This is a genomic window from Enterobacillus tribolii (genome assembly GCF_003363015.1).
In the GTDB taxonomy this organism is placed as follows: Bacteria; Pseudomonadota; Gammaproteobacteria; order Enterobacterales; family Enterobacteriaceae; genus Enterobacillus; species Enterobacillus tribolii.
Window position 1 is genome coordinate 999,696 of sequence record NZ_QRAP01000001.1, and the last position, 19,120, is coordinate 1,018,815.

The following is a 19,120-nucleotide window of genomic DNA, read 5'->3' on the forward strand; positions in this document are numbered from 1 at the left end:
TCTTTACTTGTTAATTATCAGGCTGCCGCGCAGCCGGGATGTTTGTCGCGGTACAGCGCCGGTAATGCCGCCACATCGACGATCAGCGCCACACTGCCATCGCCGAGGATCGTGGCGGCTGAAATGCCCGGCACCTTGCGGTAATTCGTTTCCAGATTTTTTACGACCACCTGATGCTGCCCCATCAGTTGATCAACCAGCAGGGCGTAACGTCTTCCGCCGTTCTGCACGATCACCACGATGCCGCCGGTCGCGTCCGTTCTGGCGCCCGCCACGTCGAACACGCGGTAAAGTTCCACCAGCGGCAGGTACTCCCCGCGCACCTGCAGCACCCGCTCGTCGCCGGCCAGCAGGTACAGGTCATCCGCCTGCGGTTGCAGCGACTCCATCACCGCATTCAGCGGCAGAATGAAGACGTCTTCGCCCACCCGCACCGACATGCCGTCCAGGATCGCCAGCGTCAGCGGCAGCGCGATGCGCACGCAGGTCCCCTTGCCAACAGCGGAGCGGATTTCAACATGTCCGCCCATTTCCTGGATGTTTCGTTTCACTACGTCCATACCGACGCCGCGGCCCGACACATCCGTCACCTGCTCGGCGGTAGAAAAGCCCGGCGCCATGATGAGCATGTTGATCTCTTCATCGCTCATGCCTTCATGGACGTTAAGCCCCTGCGAGCGTGCCTTGGCGAGGATCTTTTCCCGGTTCAGCCCGGCGCCGTCGTCCCGCACGTCGATATAAATATTGCCGCCCTGATGTTCAGCGGAAAGCGTCAGGCGCCCGGTTTCCTCCTTCCCGGCCTCGCGCCGCACCTGCGGCGACTCAATGCCGTGGTCAAGGCTGTTACGCACCAGGTGCGTCAGCGGGTCGATGATGCGTTCAATCAGGCTTTTATCCAGTTCGGTGGAGCTGCCTTCCAGCACCAGCTCCACCTGCTTATCCAGTTTGCCCGCCAGGTCGCGAACCAGGCGCGGAAAGCGGTTAAACACATACTCCATCGGCATCATACGGATGGACATGATGGATTCCTGCAGATCGCGCGCACTGCGCTCAAGCTGACCGATGCTGTTGAGCAAATCGCCGTGTTCGGCCGAGTCCAGCTCACCGGAGCGCTGCGCCACCATCGACTGCGTGATGACCAGTTCGCCGACCAGGTTGACCAGTTGCTCCACCTTCTCTACCGCCACGCGGATGCTGCTGTTTTCCGTGCTTTTCGCCGGCCGCTGATGAAGCTCGTGCCCCGGCGCCTTCGCCGGCGGCGCAGCGACAGGCGCAGGCGGTGCGGAGGGCGCAGCCTGCGGCGTCGGCACGGCGTCGGCGGATGCCGTAATGTCGATTTGCTCCGGCTCAATCACGAAGCAGAGCACCGCTTTGATGTCGTCCGGCGGGGCGCTGGTCTGAAGGGTTACGTCCAGGCTGTCCGGCTGCGGCGAACCGGAGGCGATGACGTTGCCCAGATGCTTCAGTTCCTCCAGCAGCAGCGGAGCCTCCCCCGTCTTCAGGCGGCTGATGGTCAGGTGAAGCACGGCGTCTCCCGCCGGCGTCGCGGGCGCAGCCACGGCAACCGCCGCGGCAGGCGTTTCCTGCGCTGCCGGTTGTTCCCCCTGGCTGGCCTCCAGCGCCAGTTGCCTCAGCGCCTGGCAAATGTATTCGAAGCTGGCGTTATCCGGCTCCCCGGCCGATTTATAGGCGTCGAGCTGATCCTGCATAATATCTTTGGCTTCCAGAAACAGGTTGATGATGTCAGTGCTGAGCCACAGCTCATGGCGGCGCGCACTGTCGAGCAGGTTTTCCAGTAAATGGGTGGTTTCCTGCAACACCGTAAAGCCGAACGTTGCCGCGCCGCCTTTAATGGAGTGCGCGGCGCGAAAAATCGCGTTCAGTTGTTCGTTGTCCGGCTGCATGGGGTCGAGCGCCAGCAGGTGTTGCTCCATATCCGCCAGCAGCTCATCCGCTTCATCAAAAAAGGTTTGATAAAACGCACTAATATCCATCGTCACAAAATCACCTCGCTTATTGTTCTGTCGGCCCGTCCGGTGCGGGAGACGGTGGCGTCACCGTGGCGGGCAATTCCTCCGGCGAGTTAATGTCCTGCGCCTGACTTTCCGCATTTTCCCGTTCTATATCGATTTGCGTCTGACGGTTAAGCACCAGCAGGCTGATGCGGCGGTTTACCGCAGCGTCGCTTACATGAGTTTTCAGGTTCATGGTGTCCGCCATACCGACCACACGCAGCACCTTCCCCTCCGCCAGACCACCGGCGATCAGCTCACGACGCGATGAGTTGGCCCGATCGGCGGACAGTTCCCAGTTGCTGTAACCGCGCTCGCCGCTGGCGTACGGTAAGTCGTCGGTATGGCCGGAAAGGCTGATTTTATTCGGCAGATCGTTGAGGATCGGCGCAATAGCGCGCAGGATGTCGCGCATATACGGCTCAACGATGGCGCTGCCGTTCTGAAACATCGGCCGGTTTTGGCTGTCGATAATCTGAATGCGCAACCCTTCCGGCGTCATTTCGATCAGCAGATGCGGCCGCAACGCCTTCAGACGGGGGTCGCGTTCGATAAGCTGATCAAGGTTTTCACGCAGTTTTTTCAGACGGGCGCGATCCTCACGCGCCAGGCGCGCCCTCTCGGACATGACTGACTTTTCCACTTCACCCAGCCTTTCCATCGGGTTCGCCCCACCACCGGGAATGACGCTGCTGCTGGCGCCGGAGCGATCGCCGCCGGTCAGCGCCGTTCTCAGCGGCGTACGGAAATATTCGGCAATTTGCGTCAGTTCCTGCGGGCTGGAGATCGACAGCAGCCACATCACCAGGAAAAACGCCATCATTGCCGTCATAAAGTCGGCATACGCGATTTTCCAGGAACCGCCGTGGTGCCCGTGTCCGTGCCCACCGCGACGTTTTTTGATCAGGACCAGCGGATGATTGCCTGACTTCATGCTTCTTCTTCCGCTTCTTCGCGCGTTTCCTGTTCAACCGGACGTTTCACCATGCGAACGTACTCCTCCAGCTCAATGAAAGAGGGGCGTTCCGTGGAATAAATGGTTTTACGACCGAACTCCACCGCAATCTGCGGCGCATAGCCGTTAAGGCTGGATAACAGCGTCGACTTGATGCACTGCATCATCTTGACGCTCTCCGCGCTCTTCTGCCGCATCAGGCTGGCCAGCGGCATAATGAAGCCATAGGCCAGCAGGATCCCCAGAAACGTACCGACCATCGCATGCGCGATAAGAGCACCCAGTTCCGCAGCAGGACGATCGGCCGATGCCAGCGCGTGCACCACGCCCATTACGGCGGCTACGATGCCGAATGCCGGCAGCGAGTCGCCCACAGAAGCCAGCCCCGCGGCCGGCACTTCCGTTTCCTGCTCGAACGTTTCGATTTCTTCGTCCATCAACGCTTCGATTTCAAACGCGTTCATGTTGCCGCTGATCATCAGCCGCATGTAATCGGTAGTGAATTCCACCAGATGCTTATCAGCCATAATGCGGGGATAAGCGGAGAAAAGCGGGCTGTTGGCCGGATCTTCAATGTCAAACTCCAGCGCCAGCATGCCCTGCTGACGGCCTTTAGCCAGAAGCTGATACATCAGCCCCATCACGTCCATGTATAACGCTTTGGTATAACGGGAACCTTTGGCCAGGCGCGGTAACACCTTCAGCGTGGCCTTGATCGCTTTACCGTTGTTGCCGACGATAAACGCGCCGATGCCAGCGCCACCGATAATCAGGAATTCCGCAGGCTGGTACAGGGCGCCCAGCTGCCCCCCGACAATCGCGTAACCGCCGAACACGCTCAGCAACACCACGGCATATCCCAAAACAATCAGCACGTGAATTCCTCAATAATCAGCATATGAGTGGCTACGTGCCGCGAATCGGTGTTGTTATAGCAAATGCGCGTTAACAACAGCCGCCCGGACGAGCCGGGCGTCGCTTTCAGCCCGATATCGCACCACGTGTTTCCCCTGCCCGTTGCAGCAGGTGTGGAAAGATATCGGCAAGGTTGTCAGAAAGTTTACGTCTTTTTACCGCCCGCGAAGGGGGCTGACATAAACTGCACACGAAGTTGTGTGCCGGTTGATGGGCATAGGAAATGAACAGGCCTTCGCAGCAGGTGCAGACCGCCGGTTCCAGCATACCGCTATCGATAAAGCGGATGAGGGTCCAGGCCCGCGTCAGCGAGAGTAACGGCTCGGCGTTTTCTCCCTGGGGGCACTGTTCCAGATAAAGTTTATAGGCGGAAACCACGGCCTCCACGCCATGCAGATCGGTTGCCTGCCGCAAGAATGCATACGCGTTGTAAAACATGGATGAGTGGACGTTTTGTTCCCAGGTCATGAACCAATCGGTGGAAAACGGCAGCATTCCTTTCGGCGGCGGGCTGCCGCGCAGCTCTTTGTAGAGCTTGATTAACCGCCCGCGGCTGAGCTGCGTCTCACTTTCCAGCATTTGTAACCTGGCCCCGAGAGAAATCAGTTCCATGGCCAGTTGAATATCCCGCGCTTCCCTGATGATGCTTCGTTCTGACATCATCAACCCCTCTTTTTGTCGCCGCTCTCGCTATATTGCGGGAGCTGCCTGAGCAACTTGCTGGCTAACAAAATTCCAGTATGGACCTGCTGTAAATCATCAACACGGGATTCTTTCGTTAGCAGTTGAATCGTTTGATATTCCGTAAACCGGAAATTACATACTAGTTGGTTTGTCTCCGCCAGTTTAACCATTTGGGGCAAAGCAAGCTCCCCAATCATTGTTGCTACTTTTTCGTCAACACCCAGCCGGAACATTGCTGAAGCTTTTTCTTCATGAATTAAACGCTGTGCCAATAATAAATATGACAAATTAATGTCATATATGTGTTTAAGCGTGTCAGAGGTCGTCATTATTTCATCCTAATTAGCTTAGTAAACGCCGCTTATATTGGCGGCGTTTTATCTTGCTATGGAGTCGGACATATAACGTTTAGCATTGATAATGCTACATATGACTGGCAGAGGTTCTCCGCCTTATGCTTCCATGCCATCTTCAACAATAGAGATAATTCCTAATATTGTGTAACAATACCCTTTAATCAACCACCTACACAATCTAATCGCGTACGTGAATTGGGGATTATGTGATCTAAATCACAAAATTGCAAGCTATTTGCTTTCTATTCAACCGCCGAAAAAACATTAATTTAACTTATCTGTCTTTAAGTTAAATCACTTCGTTAATTATTTTTTCTTTTCTTCTTTCAATAATCATACAGATTGGAATGTATTATTACCATGGCAATTATTTATTTATAAATGGCAATAAATCCCGCTATTACACAAACTTTCAAAATATAAATCCGGTTTTTTTTGATTGCATATATCAAAACTAAAGTTCCCTTTCCTCTCATTTCCCTTAACGGCACAAACGTTAAATAAAAAATCATTAAAAAATTATCTATGGCAATAAGGCAAAATTTAACCAATGTCACCCTGGCAATGGAAAAAACGTCTCATCCATTATTAATTAATGCTTGACATGCTTACATTCTCTAAGTTAGAGGCCTAAGATGAATCAATTATAAATATTTATTTACCACTTCACATTGGAAATAGTTCACTAAATAATGCTAATTATCGCTTATATTTTGAGCTAAATTTCAACCATATCAACGCAAAGGGAGAGATAAATCGTGCCCTTTTCCGGCGGTCATTACCCCCATGACAACAAAATTCGCTACTCTATCTGATATCCGGATAGCTGCAGGAGCTTCGTTATGTTCAACTTTGACTATTACAACCCGACACGCATCCTCTTCGGCGGTGAACGCATTGCCGACGTCGGCAAACACATCCCTGAAGATGCACGCGTGTTGATCACCTACGGCGGCGGCAGCGCCAAAAAATACGGAACGCTGGAGGAGGTGAAAAAGGCTCTCGCCCCGCGCGATGTGCTGGAATTCGGCGGTATCGAAGCGAATCCCCGTCTTGATACGCTGCTGGGTGCGGCGCGGCTGGCAAAAGAAAAGCAGGTGGATTTTCTGCTGGCGGTGGGCGGAGGTTCGGTGATCGACGGAACGAAATTTATCGCCGCTGCCGCCCACTACTCCGGTGATGCCTGGAAAATGTGGACGGACAAATTATCGCCCGAACGGGTGCTTCCTCTCGGGTGCGTACTGACGCTGCCCGCCACCGGCTCAGAGATGAACGCCACCGCTGTCGTCAGCAACCCCGCGCGGGCGGCGAAAGTAGGCTACAAACACCCGTCACTGTTCCCCCGCTTCGCCGTACTGGACCCGCACAAGTCTTTCACGCTTCCGCCGCGGCAGATTGCCAACGGCGTCGTGGATGCGTTTGTTCACGTCACAGAACAATATTTGACCTATCCCGTTTATGGCAAAGTTCAGGACCGCTTCGCGGAGGGGCTGCTGCTGACGCTGGTGGAAGAAGGTCCGCTCACGCTCACGGAGCCGGAAAACTACGACGCGCGGGCCAGCGTAATGTGGGCCGCAACGCTGGCGCTTAACGGCCTGATCGGCGCCGGCGTTCCACAGGATTGGGCGACGCACCGCATCGGCCACCAGCTTACCGCGCTCTATAACCTGGACCACGCCCAAACGCTGGCGGTGCTGCTTCCTTCAGTATTGCAGGTGCAAAAAGCCGACAAGCAGCTCAAGCTGGCGCAGTTTGCCGAACGCGTCTGGGGCATCCGCGACGGTAACGAAGAACAAAAGGCGCAAGCCGCCATCGGGAAAACCCGCGACTTTTTTGAAGACATGGGGCTGAAGACCCGTCTCAGCGCTTACGGCATCGCCGAAGACGCTATTGATAAAGTCCTGGATAACCTGGAGCGCCTTGGCGTGCTGCCGCTGGGCGAACGCGGCGACATCGACAAAACCGCCGCCCGGCGGATTCTCAGCATGAGCTATTAATGCGGTTACCGCGGGGTGAACGCCGAAGCCCCGCGGCTTAATTATATGCGGCCGCATTCCCCCGGCGATTGCATACAGTTAAAGAATAACCCCGATGCGGGAACACCAGCGATAAATGTCGTCATGCGCGGATTAAATGTGATGAAAACCATGGTTATTTCTCTTGTCGCTTATTCACGGACAGATTATCATTTGTCCATATCAGCAATCCGGTTTTATTAGTAATCTGGTTATAAAACAATCTGAAGTACCCGTTTCCCGTTGATGAATCAGCGCGATTCTTGCGTGCTGATTCTTTATATTCTTCCTACACCGATTTTGTGGCATACGTAAATGAAAGCGATTGATTACCTGATGATTTTCCGTAAATGTTCTAACTCAGACAGTTTAGAGAAACTCTATGATAAGTTGAATTATTCTATTGATAACTCAAATGAAATGTCTGAAATGTATCGGGCTGCGGACCACCGCCGCGCGGAATTAGTTGCCGGAAAATACTTTGACTTAGGCAAAATACCTAAATCACTTTGGGCGCAAGTTTTCTAATTTTTTTATTTTACCTATAAATAATTGACGCTATCGGAATGAGACATCTCTGGCATTCCTGTACGTAGTTTATAAGCAAAAAAAGCGATTCAACGCCGGTTTCGGAATGAACGTGATTTTCGCCACATCTCGTGGCCGGCTTATTCTATACTCTGTAGTGACTATGTCGTTAGAATGCCGTTAGTTGAATCGCTAGCAAGATTATTAGTAAAAAATGAACCGTTAGTCGCGCTGGTGGCGATAAGCAAGTCGTTAAAAACTAACGGCCTCTATGAACTGATGAATGGAGGCAAGCAATGAGTTACAGGAATGTGTTAGTGGCCGTAGCTCAGGCGCCCGACAGCATACGGCTGCTGGAAAAAGCCGTCGCCATCGCCCGCCCCTATTCCGGCACGATTTCACTGATTACGCTATGCAATGAGCCGGACCTTTGCTCCAGCTTCGCAGGCCCGATGCTCGGCGATCTGCGGCGCCTGCTGCACGAGGAAGCCGAACTTTTTCTCCAGCAGCTCATCGATCAGGTCGATTATCCCATCGAAAAAACGCTGATTTGCAGCGGCGAGCTGGGTGATTGTATCGTCTATGCCTGCCAGCAAAATCCGGTCGATCTGGTGATCTGCGGAAACCACGGCGAAAAACTATTAAAGCGGATGCTGAATTCAGCGACGCTGGTGATCGATAAAACACGTACCGACGTGCTTATCGTGCCGTTGTAGCTATCTACAGCATCTACCGCTGTTACACCGCTGGCCCAGTAACTGCCCCTCGCTGCGCCGCATTGACGTCACGGTTATTGATGCCGCCGTGAAAACCATGCAATAAAAAAGGGAGGCAAAAGCCTCCCCTGAATAAAGTGTACAAGCGCGGTATCAGTTACACCCCGTTCGCCTTCCGGTATCCTTTGATCATGTTGCGCATCAGCACGATGCCCGCCCCAAGCACGCCGCCAATCAGCACGGACAAAACCAGCACCAGCGCTTTTTTCGGGCTGTCCTTCGTGACCGGTAAATCCGGCGTCTGCAAGTAACTGAAAACGCCGAACTCCCCTTTCTGCAGCTTAAACTCTTTTACCATCAGGTAAGATTGCTGTGCGTCGTAGTAAACCTGATCGAAAGAGAGCGGGCGGGAGCTTTCATTGGCAATCATCGCCCGCAGCGCCGGCGCGCCCAGCAAAAACAGCGTATCGTCAGACAACGTTTCCGCCTGGCTGACCTTCACGTCTTCAACGTTTGACGCCTCGGCCACCTTCAGCGCTTCCTTCAGCACCGCGATGCGGTCCTGCTTTTTCACTTCGGCAACCTGCTCCTGGGTTTTCAGCACATGCTCCAGCTCGCTCAGCTGTACCGCCAAACGGCTGCGAACGTCATCATGCAGTTCGCTCCCCGTCGCGCTCGCCACCTGCTGAATGTAACCGTTCAGCATTTTCTGCGCGCTGTCCGGCTTATCCGCGGTAAAGCTTATCTGAATCACATCAGGCTGATCCTTACTGACCGGCGCCATGCTGAACTGGCTCAGCATATGATCCAGAATCTTTCCGCGCTCCGTCTCTGTCGGCTCGGCGTTTTTGGTCAACTGACTTTTGAAGTAATCGGAACCCAGCAGATATTCCGTCTGCTGATCGGTGGAGGAAAGGCCGACGACGAACTCGCGGAAAACCCGGCGACGCTGTTCGTCCATGCTGACATTGTCCTGCGGCGACAGTTTATACAATACGTTCATCGCCGCATCGTAGTTTGCCAGTTGCCCGGCCCAGGGGCGCTGGATCAGTGCGGTGGAGGTCCATTTCTCCTGCGCGACCGCCAGATAACCGACGGCGGCAACCAACATGATGATGATGCAGATCAGGATGGTCGTCTTCCCCTTCCAGAGCTGAAACAAAAGGTCCAGAAGGTCAATCTCATCGCTGTGAATGGTAGACGGCTTATCATTTTCATTTAATAACCTGACTCTGTTTTGCTGAGACATAAAATTCCGTATTAATTTCAATACCAAGGCTGACATCTTCCACCCTGCGATCAGAATCGCCTGAAGAAGTGCTCACAGTTGCAGACAACCTCTATACTGGTCAAAAATCACCCGCCCTTATACATGAACACGTTAGGGCGCAATATCAAATGTAACAATCGCGGACATTATACGCACTGGGAGAGAATTGTCATTTTAACAATCCAGAATATTGGTATTCAGATCATACTGAGAAAAAGAAAAACCGCATGAATAAGAAAATGCGCCATTCATAGTAATATAGCTAATACTTTTTTTGGGTTGTTTCATATTGGCGACACCATTACTTTGAGCCAGTTCAAATATTTTGAACGCTACCACCATCTTTATTCGCTAACTTCCTGCGCCGCTATCCCTTACGATTAACGGTATAGACATGTCCGAGGCCGCCGCACCCTATTATACCGGCGTCGGTCCGGCATCAACGGAGGCACATACAATGCACAATCTGAAACAACGCGCCATCACCCGAATTATTCCGGCCATAGCCACGCAGGACGGCGCGGGCGTGAAGCTGAAACGCGCCCTGGGACAAAGCCAGTCGGCGGATTCCCGCCTTGACCCGTACCTGATGATGGACGTCTTTTTCAGCGACAATCCTGACGATTATATCGCCGGATTTCCCAGCCATCCGCACCGCGGTTTTGAAACCATCACCTATATGCTGGAAGGGCATATGCTGCATCAGGATCATCTGGGGAATAAAGGCGATCTGAAAACCGGCGGCATTCAATGGATGACGGCGGGACGGGGGGTTATTCACTCGGAAATGCCCCAGCAGACCGACGGCCAGATGCGTGGTTTTCAGATTTGGCTGAATTTACCGCGTGAAGAAAAAATGAAGCCGGCGTCGTACCAAAATATCGGCGCGGCGCAGCTTCCCGTTATCAGGCCGGCCGGCGGCGGGCGTATCGTGCTTATCGCCGGTTCGCTGACCATCGACGGGGAAACCTACAGCAGCCCGGTACAGGCCAAGCAGACCCAGCCGCTGATTGCCGACATCGCGCCGGAACCCGGTTCGGAGGTTCGCCTTCCCATCGTCAACGGCCTGAATGCCATGCTGTACGGCTTTGAAGGCGAGATCAGCGTTAACGGGCAGGTTCTGCCGCCAGACAGCAGCGCGGTACTCGGCGACGGCGATTTCGTCACCCTGAAAGCCGGCCCTGAAGGCGGACGGGCGATGCTGTTGGCCGGGAAACCGCTGCATGAACCGGTCGTCCAGTACGGGCCGTTCGTGATGAATACGGCGGAAGAAATTCGTCAGGCTATCGACGATTATACCGCAGGCCGTTTTATCTGATCGGCGCTAAAAGGGGGGATTTATTCAATCGAAATAATCCTCCCTTATCAATTGTTACACCTCGTGATTTACCTTATTTGCTAAACATCCTATCCACCGGCATAAATCCCCGTTCGCCGATCACACTGAATAATCATCTTCAAAAGATAAGCGATAAGTATATTATGCCCATTATCAGCGGAAGATGATGGAAAGGAGCGGCCGATGCCCAGTTTTAAAAGTTATCTCTATCGTTATTTCATCAAGCGTTATTTTGCGCGGAAGAAAGTCGTCGATATTAATGCTGAGCGACAGGAATTGAACGCGTTAGGCGCGCGCTTGCCGCTGGCGCAAGAGGTGACCTCCCGCCCCGTTAATGCCGGAGGCACCGGAGGGGAATGGCTGCAACCGGCCAACGCCATTTCAGACGCCGCCATTCTTTACCTGCACGGCGGCGTTTACCTGATCGGTTCCTGCGACAGCCACCGCAGCATGGCCTCCTTTATTGCCCGCAGTTGCCGCATGCCGGTATTGCTGATTAATTACCGCCTGGCGCCGGAACACCCCTACCCGGCCGGTCTGGACGACGCAGAACAGGCGTTCGACTGGCTGATCGCCGAGCACCGCCTTCCCGCGCAACGCATTATCCTGATGGGCGACTCCGCCGGCGGCGGCATGGCGTTAGCCCTGGCGTTACGCCTGAAACGGCGAGGTCCGGGCGCACAGGCCGGCGCCGTAGTGGCGATGAGCCCGTGGACCGATCTTACGCTCTCCGGTGAAAGCGTCACCACCCGCCTGGCGCGCGACCCTTGCTTCTGCAAACTGCTGCCGCTGGCCAGCGGATATGTTGCGATGTACGCGGCGGATCACCCGCTGACCAATGAAGAAATCTCCCCGCTGTTCGGCGATCCCGCCGGGCTGCCCCCGTTGCTGCTTCAGGTCGGGGAGGATGAGATTCTGTATAATGACGCGCATGACTTCGCCCGCAACGCGCGAAACGCCGGCGTTGAGGTTACGTTTTCACCGTGGCGGGGAATGTGGCATGTCTGGCAGTGTCTGGTGCCGGGAATGAAGGAGTCACGTCAGGCAATTGAGGAAATCGGCCGTTTCTGCCGCGAAGTGATGGGTAACGACACGTAATCCCGGCGCCGCAGGCGGGCACCGGGTCGCCGTGCATTACAGGAAGTTCTTCGCCTGATTCAGCACGACATCACACACTTTGGTCGTAGCCTTCTGCTTCAGGGACGACGTGACCGAACCCAGATTGTTCAAATCAACCTGCTTGCCGTCTTTCATATTGAGGATCCCGTTCAGACCATCGGTATAGGGTTTACTTTCGGTCTGATCGCCCAACTTGCCCATCAGCTTGTCTTTTATCGCCGACACCTTGCTGTCCGTGGCGCTCAGCACGTTATTTTTCACGCAGTACTGCAACACGCCGCCCGCGTTGGTGATGCTGGATGACTGCAACGACGACGCATTGCTGCCCAACAGCGTTTTCAGCGTGCCGGACATCCCGGAAGCGCTTCCCGCCGCCGTTTCCGCGCCCTGCGTACCGGTCAGGCTTTTTACCGCGCCCAGCAAATCTGTCTGAGCGGCCCCCGCCCCCGTCGTTGCGAACAATAAGGCGACCATTAACGGTTTCATCAAAGACTTCATTCTTACTTGCTCCTGATACGATCGACAGCGATCATTTGCCATAATTATATGACACCGCTCACTCCCTCACCTTCGGCCTTTTCTGACTTCCCCTCCAAAATCGTACAGATCGTCGCCGTTGCCGCCGCCATTTTGTATAGAAATGTGTAATCCGTTGCAGTCGTTAGCCAATCACTAGCAAATGTTTCCCTGCGTACGTTTCTTGCGTCCGGCTGCTTTATAGTTGACGCCATCCGATCGTTCGTAATTACCCTTTGATTAACGGCGAATTTATGCGCAAAAAGAAGTCCTCTTCAGAAAACACTTACTATCAGGGACGTTTCATTTTGCTTTATGGCGGGATATTTTGTTTTTTACTGATCCTGCTGGGGCGCGTCGGTTATCTGCAACTGATGCGTCACCCCGAACTGGAAAAAGAGGCCGATCAGCGTTCTCTGCGCTCGCTGGTCACGCGCCCGCTGCGCGGCACCATCGCCGACCGCAACGGCCAGCCGCTGGCGGTCAGCGTCGCCTCCAACGACGTGATCGCCGATCCCCGCCACATACTGGAAACGGACGCCACGCTCAGCAACCCGCAGTGGAATTACCTGGCCGGCGCACTGTCGCTGCCCGTGGAGGCATTACGGCAGAAAATCGACGCCAACGCGCAGCGCCATTTCATCTATCTGGCGCGTCAGGCGGAATCCGGCGTCGCGGAATACGTCAATAAGCTGCATCTTGCCGGCATCAGCACCGTTCCCGACGCCAGCCGTTACTACCCGATGAGCGAAGCGGCCGCCGACCTGATCGGCATCGTCGGCCTGGATCAGCAGGGGCTGGACGGCATTGAGAAAGGCTTTAACGGACTTTTGCAGGGCAAGCCGGGGCTGAGGGTCTACCGCAAGGACGGCTACGGTAACGTCGTTAACCTGATGCAGGACGACCCCGCCCAGCAGGCGCCCACGCTGAACCTGAGCATCGATCGCTACCTGCAGTTCGTGCTCTACAGCCGCCTGCGCGACGGTGTCCTGCTGAATAAGGCCGACTCCGGCGCCGCCGTGATGCTCAACGTCAACACCGGCGAAATCCTCGGCATGGCCAGCTACCCGGCCTTCAACCCCAACAACTATGCCGGGGTGCCGCAAAAGAACATGCGCAACGTCGCCATTTCCGACAGCTTCGAACCCGGTTCAACCGTGAAGCCGCTGGTGATCATGGCAGGGCTGGAGCGTCATCTTATCCGCCCCGATTCCGTCATCGACACGATCCCTTATCCGGTCAACGGCCATCTCATCCGCGATGTCGGCCACTGGAGCCGCCTGACCATCACCGGCATTCTGCAAAAGTCGAGCGACATCGGCGTTTCCCATATCGCCCTCGCCATGCCGGCGAACGTATTGGTTAACCTGTACCACGCCTTCGGGCTGGGCGTTTCCACCGGGCTGGGCATCGGCGGGGAAAGCAGCGGCTATTTCCCCCTGCACCGCCAGCGCTGGTCAGACATTGAGCGCGCCACGTTCTCATTCGGCTACGGCCTGCGCGTAACGCCGCTGCAAATGGCGCGGGAATACGCCACCATCGGTTCTTTCGGGGTTTTCCGTCCGGTGTCGATCACCCGGGTCACGCCGCCGGTGATGGGCGAACGGGTCATGAATGAAAACACGGTGCGCACCGTGGTGCATATGATGGAAAGCGACGCCCTGCCCGGCGGCAGCGGCGTGAAGGCCGCCGTGCCCGGCTACCGGCTGGCGATAAAAACCGGGACGGCGGAGAAGATGGGCGACAGCGGCAAATATGACGGCGGCTACGTCAACTACACCGCCGGCGTGGCGCCGGCCAGCCACCCGGAGGTGGTGCTGGTGGTCATGATCAACCACCCGACCGCGGGCAACCACTTCGGCGGCTCTGTGGCGGCGCCCGTCTTCGGTCAGATCATGGGGGCCGCGCTGCACCATCTGAATATCGCCCCCGATGCCCTGACCAACCAGCAAACGATCACGCTGGACGAGCGGACGCCGCCCCGCGCCCTCTCTCAACTCAACGCTCGCGCAACGCCTCCTTTACCTTATTGAGCGGCTTGAGCAGATAATCCAGCACCGTTTTCTGCCCGGTTTTGATCTCCACGCTGGCGACCATACCGGGCAGAATGGGGAAGCGTTTCCCCACCTTGTTGTGCAACTCCGCCTGACGGGTGCGCACATAAACCCGGTAGTAATATTGGTCGCGCCGCACTTCGTCCTGCAGGGTGTCGGGCGACACCACTTCCACCGTGCCGTCGAGATCGCCGTAAATCGACGAATCATAGGCGGTAATTTTCACCTTAGCCGGCAGCCCGGCGTGAATGTAGGCGATATCGCGCGGATTCACCCGCGTATCCACCAGCAGTTGATCCTCCAGTGGAACGATCTCCATCAGCTTACCGCCCGGCGCCAGCACGCCGCCCACCGTCGTCACCTGAATATCCTTGACGATGCCGCGCACCGGCGAGAGCAACGTCGCACGCTCCAGCTGGTCCGCCTTACCGGCCATCGCCTCTTGCTGCGCGTCCAGATCGGCGTTGTTTTTCACCTGTTCTTCGCGCGCCCGCATCGCGTACTGGTTGCGCGCATCGTCGATTTTGCCTTTCAGCTCGCTCGCCTGACGCCGCAGCCGGATCACCTCCACTTCGCTGGCCGCGCCTTTGGCGACCAGCGGCTCGGTCATTTTCAGCTCCGCCGTCACCAGCCGGTACGACTGTTGCAGGTTCGCCACCGTCTCCTCCAGATTACGGCGCCGGGACTCATACAACTGACGCTCGCGCGTCGCCAGCGCCGGCTCGCTCAGGGTGTCGGCGCTGAACACCAGCGGCGCGCCGCTCAGCTCGGCGCGTAAACGCTCGGCGGAAGCCCGCAGCGTGCGCACGCGCGACGCCGCCTCGCCATAGTTGGAGCGGAAGCGCTTGGTATCCAGCCGCGCCAGCACTTCGCCCTTCTCAACGATATCGCCCTCATGTACCAGCAGCGCGGAAACGATGCCGCCGTCCAGCGATTCAATCTGCTGCGAATGAGACGAGGGCGTGATCTTGCCGCTGCCCACCGTCACCTCATCCAGCGTGGCGAAACCCGCCCAGACGAAAAACAGGATGAGACCCAGCAGGCTCAGCCAGACCACCGAAGAGTACCAACGTCCCTGCCGCGCCAGCTCGTCCTGTACCGTTACTTCGCTCATCCCTTCTCCTTACGCCACCACGGCGGTCACGTTACTGTTGCGGCGGGCTTCGGCCAGAATCTCGTCGCGCGGCCCGTCGGCCACGATCCGCCCGCCGTCCATCACCACGATGCGGTCCACCAGCGCCAGCAGCGCCGGGCGGTGGGTGACCAGCACCAGCGTGCGGCCGGTCAGCCAGTTGCCCAACTGACGGATCACCTGATTTTCCAGTTGTTCATCCATCGACGCGGTCGGTTCGTCCAGCAACAGCACCTGCGGGTTACGCACAATGGTGCGGCTCAGCAACACCATCTGCCGCTGGCCGCCGGACATCCCGCGTCCGCCTTCGCCGATAGGGCGATCGAGGCTGGCGGCATCCTGCTGAATCAGGCTGATGGCGCCGCTGACGCGCAGCGCCTGCAACAGCTCCTGCTCCGAGGCGTGAGGATGCCCCAGCGTCAGGTTCTGGCGCAGCGTGCCGTAAAACAGGCGTGCGTCCTGAGAAAGCAGCCCCACCTGACGCCGCAGATCCAACGGGTCAATGCGCGTGATGTCCACGCCGTCGACAATCACCTTTCCGTTCCCGGCCTGCACCTGGCCGGAAAGCAGCTTCAGCAGCGTGGATTTTCCCGAACCAACCTTGCCCAAAATCGCCACCCGTTCGCCGGGCTGAATCTCAAGGCGCGCGATCTGCAACGCCAGCGCGCCCTTCTCCGGATCGTAGCTGTATTGCACGTCCTGCAACTGAAAGTGCCCGGCCAGCACCGGGCAGCGCGCCATCTGTTCGTCCGCTTCGCGATCCAGCGGCTTTTTCAGCAGCTCATTCAGCCCCTCCATGGCGTTTTTGGCATGCTGCCAGCGGGAAAACACCATGGTGAGCTGCATCAGGGGCGCGATGGTGCGCGACGACAACAGGCTGCACGCCACCAACGTCCCGGTGGTGATCGCGCCGTCCAGCACCAGATAAGAACCGAACACCAGCATGCCGGCGTAGGTCACCTGCTGCACGGTCGAGGCCCAGCCGGTCAGGCGCGCGCCCCACAGCCGCTGCTTCATGCCGATGGCCGCGCTGACCGCATGCGTGTGCTCCCACTGGCGCTGAAAATAAGGCTCCGCCTGTAACGCCTTGATATCCTCGACCCCTTCGATAGACTCCACCAGCACCGCGTTACGGATGGCGCTTTCACGCATCCCCTCCTTCGCCAGCTTTGCCATCGGCCACTGCATCAGGATGCCGGGGATCACGATCAGCGGAATGGCGATCAGCGGGATCAGCACCAGCCAGCCGCCGACCAGCGCCATAATGACCAGAAACAGCAGCACGAAGGGAATATCCGCCGCCGCGCTCAGCGTGGTGGAGGTCAGCAGCTCGCGCACCTGATCGATCTCGCGCAACTGCGCCATAAACGAGCCGGTCGATTTGGGGCGGTGATCGTTTTTGATCGCCATCGCCCGGGCGAAAAACAGGGCTGATACCTTGAGATCCACCACCTTGCCCATCAGGTCGGAGATATGGGTGCGCGCCTGGCGGATGGCGAACTCCAGCGCCGCCGCCGTCAGCACCCCGGCAAACAGTACCCACAGCGTAGGGTAAGACTCCGCCGGGATAACCCGATCGTAAACCTGCATGGAGAACAAAATGCCGGCCAGCGCCAATACGTTGCCCACCACCGACGCCAGTGAAATTTCCGTCAGCTTGCGCCCGGCGTGGCGGAAGTTATGCCAGAACCAGTGCGTTTCATAAGGGCGGATAAAATCATCAATCCGGCTGTCGCGACCGCGCGCGGCGATCCCCAGCATCACCACGTCAGGCTGGATGCGCGCCAGCAGTTGCGGCAGCGCCTCTTCCCGCGTCATATCGCCACCGTCGGCCAGCCAGTAGCAAACCTGTTCGTCCGCATCCAGCGATTCCAGCACAATCGGCGAGCCGTCGAGAAGCTGCGCGATGACCGGGAAAATCTCACTGCGCCAGCGCGTTTTCGCCGCTGGCTGAATCCGCATCTGCATCCCCATCAGCCCGCTCATGCGTTCCAGGCGGCGCAGCAAAGGCAGGTTTTCATACCAGCGCATCTGCTGACGCAGCGCCGGCAAATCGACCGGCAGTCCGAAACGGCCCGCCGCCCGGCCCACTGCCGTCAGCCAGCACTCTGTATCCGGTTTATAGGTCATTGTGTGTTCTCCGGCGCGTTATAGGGCGGGCAGCTCATCATCGCCGTTCTTACGGCGTTCGATGCCCAGCATGTCCAGTAAATTATCCACCGCGCCGGCATAACGGACGGCGGCGTCCCAGGCGTCATAGCGCGCCGTGATGGCGGACACATCCGCCTGCAGCACGTCCTGTTCCACGCTGAGCAAGTCGTTCAGGCTGCGCTTGTTCAGCCGGTATTCATCCTGATAAACGCTGCGCGTCTGGCCGGCGCTGATCTGCTGCGCCTCGCCCGCCTGCTGCCGCAGTTGCGCACCGCCCAGATCCGCATAGGCCGTGCTCGCTTTCTGGTTGACGTCCAGCTTGCTGGCCTCCACTTCGGCCAGCGCCGCCTCACGATCCCCCATCGCGGCGTCCACCTTGGCATTCAACGCGCCGCCCTGATACACCGGCGCGCTGACCACCAGCTGAACCTCGTCGTCCCAGTAAGAACTGCTGTCGTTGATATAGCGGGTGCGCCCGGCCTGAACCGAAAGCGTCGGCCAGCGCTGCGCTTTGGCCTGTTCGATACGCTGCTCCGCCGCCAGCCGTTTGGCCTGCGCGCTGCGCACCGCATTGTTTTGCTGATAGGGCAGATCCGTCAGGGTGATTTTTTGGTTCAGCAGGTCGGTCGGCAAGTCAGGCAGCGTATCCGCCGCCACGCCGGTCAGTACCGACAGCGACGCCTGCGCCGATCGCGTCTGGGCCCGGTACTGTTCATAGGTGGCGTTCATTCCTGCAATGCGGGATTCCGCCTGCAGAACGTCGGACTGGGAGCTTAATCCGGCATCGGCGCGCAACCGGGCCATGTCGCGCACCCGCTGCAGGGATTGCAGGTTGTTCTGCGCGGCCGCTTCCAGCGTCTGATAGCGTTTAACCTGCAGATAAGCCTGCAGCGTCTGCTGCGCCACGGTGTTAAGCGTGCTGTAAAGCTGGTAGGCGTAAGCCGCCGACAGATCGTGTTGTTCATCAATGCTGCCGCGGGTTTTGCCGAAGTCATAAATGAGCTGTTGTAACGTCATCCCGGCGGAACCGTTGCTGTTCAGTGAACCGGAGGAGTCCGTCCGGTGATTGCGCCCTACGCCGCCGTTCAGGGAAACCTGCGGAAACCAGGCGCTGCGCGCCACTTTCAGGTTCGCTTCGCCGACCCGAATCTGCGCCGCGGCCTGGGCAATTTGCGGATTGCGGCCGAAGGCGCGCAATATCGCCTCTTTAATACTTAATGATTGCGTGACCTGTTCGGCCGGCGCCTGCTGCCACGGAGACGTTTCCGCCGCCGGCACTGACGTCGCCGCCAGTAATGCCATCCCAACCCAAACTCCCCAATGCGGCCGCCTCCCTGCGCCGCGTACGCTATCCCCGC

At 57.1% G+C, this 19,120-nt stretch carries 15 protein-coding genes and 1 pseudogene; 6 read left to right on the forward strand and 10 right to left on the reverse strand.

What is annotated here, in order from left to right:
* Window positions 1-17: 17 nt before the first annotated feature.
* The 5 genes and pseudogenes from cheA to flhD form a co-directional block, all read right to left on the reverse strand.
* The gene (gene cheA, locus C8D90_RS04460; protein ID WP_115457165.1) at window positions 18-2,000 is read right to left on the reverse strand and encodes a chemotaxis protein CheA; all 1,983 of its coding nucleotides are present in this window, start codon (window positions 1,998-2,000) and stop codon (window positions 18-20) included.
* Window positions 2,001-2,031: 31 nt separating this feature from the next.
* A pseudogene (gene motB / locus C8D90_RS04465) lies at window positions 2,032-2,946 on the reverse strand (flagellar motor protein MotB); the annotation flags it as partial.
* Complete coding sequence (motA, locus tag C8D90_RS04470; RefSeq protein ID WP_115457167.1) at window positions 2,943-3,842, reverse strand: flagellar motor stator protein MotA; 900 nt, start codon at window positions 3,840-3,842, stop codon at window positions 2,943-2,945. The gene motA and the pseudogene motB, both read right to left, overlap by 4 nt.
* A gap of 106 nt (window positions 3,843-3,948) precedes the next feature.
* A complete protein-coding gene (flhC, locus tag C8D90_RS04475; protein ID WP_376744981.1) occupies window positions 3,949-4,545 on the reverse strand; it encodes a flagellar transcriptional regulator FlhC in 597 nt (198 codons plus the stop codon).
* A complete protein-coding gene (gene flhD, locus C8D90_RS04480) occupies window positions 4,545-4,895 on the reverse strand; it encodes a flagellar transcriptional regulator FlhD (RefSeq protein WP_115457168.1) in 351 nt (116 codons plus the stop codon). Before flhD ends, flhC begins: the two co-directional genes overlap by 1 nt.
* Window positions 4,896-5,764: 869 nt before the next feature.
* Here flhD and C8D90_RS04485 point away from each other — a divergent pair.
* From C8D90_RS04485 to uspC, 3 genes are all read left to right on the forward strand, one after another.
* On the forward strand, window positions 5,765-6,919 hold the full coding sequence (locus C8D90_RS04485) for an iron-containing alcohol dehydrogenase (protein WP_115457169.1): 1,155 nt from the start codon (window positions 5,765-5,767) through the stop codon (window positions 6,917-6,919).
* 333 nt (window positions 6,920-7,252) lie between these two features.
* Entirely contained in the window at window positions 7,253-7,465 is a 213-nt protein-coding gene (gene ydgT / locus C8D90_RS04490; RefSeq protein ID WP_115457170.1) for a transcription modulator YdgT, read from the forward strand.
* 296 nt (window positions 7,466-7,761) lie between these two features.
* Window positions 7,762-8,181 carry a universal stress protein UspC gene (uspC, locus tag C8D90_RS04495; protein WP_115457171.1) on the forward strand — a complete coding sequence of 140 codons (420 nt, stop codon included), beginning with the start codon at window positions 7,762-7,764 and terminating at the stop codon, window positions 8,179-8,181.
* Window positions 8,182-8,338: 157 nt separating this feature from the next.
* Here the strand turns inward: uspC and C8D90_RS04500 are convergent, their stop codons facing one another.
* Window positions 8,339-9,430, reverse strand: a complete 1,092-nt coding sequence (locus C8D90_RS04500) for a Wzz/FepE/Etk N-terminal domain-containing protein (RefSeq protein WP_162844355.1) — start codon at window positions 9,428-9,430, stop codon at window positions 8,339-8,341.
* A gap of 478 nt (window positions 9,431-9,908) precedes the next feature.
* Here C8D90_RS04500 and C8D90_RS04505 point away from each other — a divergent pair, with 478 nt between their 5' ends.
* Window positions 9,909-10,769: a pirin family protein gene (locus C8D90_RS04505; RefSeq protein ID WP_115457173.1), complete on the forward strand. Its 861-nt coding sequence runs from the start codon at window positions 9,909-9,911 to the stop codon at window positions 10,767-10,769.
* Between the two features lie 204 nt (window positions 10,770-10,973).
* Window positions 10,974-11,888 (forward strand): alpha/beta hydrolase, encoded by a 915-nt coding sequence (locus C8D90_RS04510; RefSeq protein WP_115457174.1) that lies wholly within the window; start codon window positions 10,974-10,976, stop codon window positions 11,886-11,888.
* Window positions 11,889-11,924: 36 nt separating this feature from the next.
* Here C8D90_RS04510 and C8D90_RS04515 read toward each other — a convergent pair whose 3' ends face one another.
* On the reverse strand, window positions 11,925-12,407 hold the full coding sequence (locus C8D90_RS04515) for a DUF2501 domain-containing protein (protein WP_115457175.1): 483 nt from the start codon (window positions 12,405-12,407) through the stop codon (window positions 11,925-11,927).
* 272 nt (window positions 12,408-12,679) lie between these two features.
* Here C8D90_RS04515 and C8D90_RS04525 point away from each other — a divergent pair, with 272 nt between their 5' ends.
* Window positions 12,680-14,458: a penicillin-binding transpeptidase domain-containing protein gene (locus C8D90_RS04525; protein ID WP_115457177.1), complete on the forward strand. Its 1,779-nt coding sequence runs from the start codon at window positions 12,680-12,682 to the stop codon at window positions 14,456-14,458.
* Here the strand turns inward: C8D90_RS04525 and C8D90_RS04530 are convergent.
* Genes C8D90_RS04530 through C8D90_RS04540 form a run of 3 tightly spaced genes read right to left on the reverse strand, consistent with a single transcriptional unit; the run spans window position 14,424 to window position 19,064 of the window.
* The gene (locus tag C8D90_RS04530; protein ID WP_115457178.1) at window positions 14,424-15,593 is read right to left on the reverse strand and encodes an HlyD family type I secretion periplasmic adaptor subunit; all 1,170 of its coding nucleotides are present in this window, start codon (window positions 15,591-15,593) and stop codon (window positions 14,424-14,426) included. The two genes, C8D90_RS04525 and C8D90_RS04530, sit on opposite strands and share 35 nt — an antisense overlap.
* A gap of 9 nt (window positions 15,594-15,602) precedes the next feature.
* A complete protein-coding gene (locus C8D90_RS04535; protein ID WP_115457179.1) occupies window positions 15,603-17,741 on the reverse strand; it encodes a type I secretion system permease/ATPase in 2,139 nt (712 codons plus the stop codon).
* Window positions 17,742-17,759: 18 nt separating this feature from the next.
* Window positions 17,760-19,064, reverse strand: coding sequence for a TolC family outer membrane protein (locus C8D90_RS04540; RefSeq protein WP_115457180.1), 1,305 nt, complete (start codon window positions 19,062-19,064; stop codon window positions 17,760-17,762).
* Window positions 19,065-19,120: the final 56 nt, after the last annotated feature.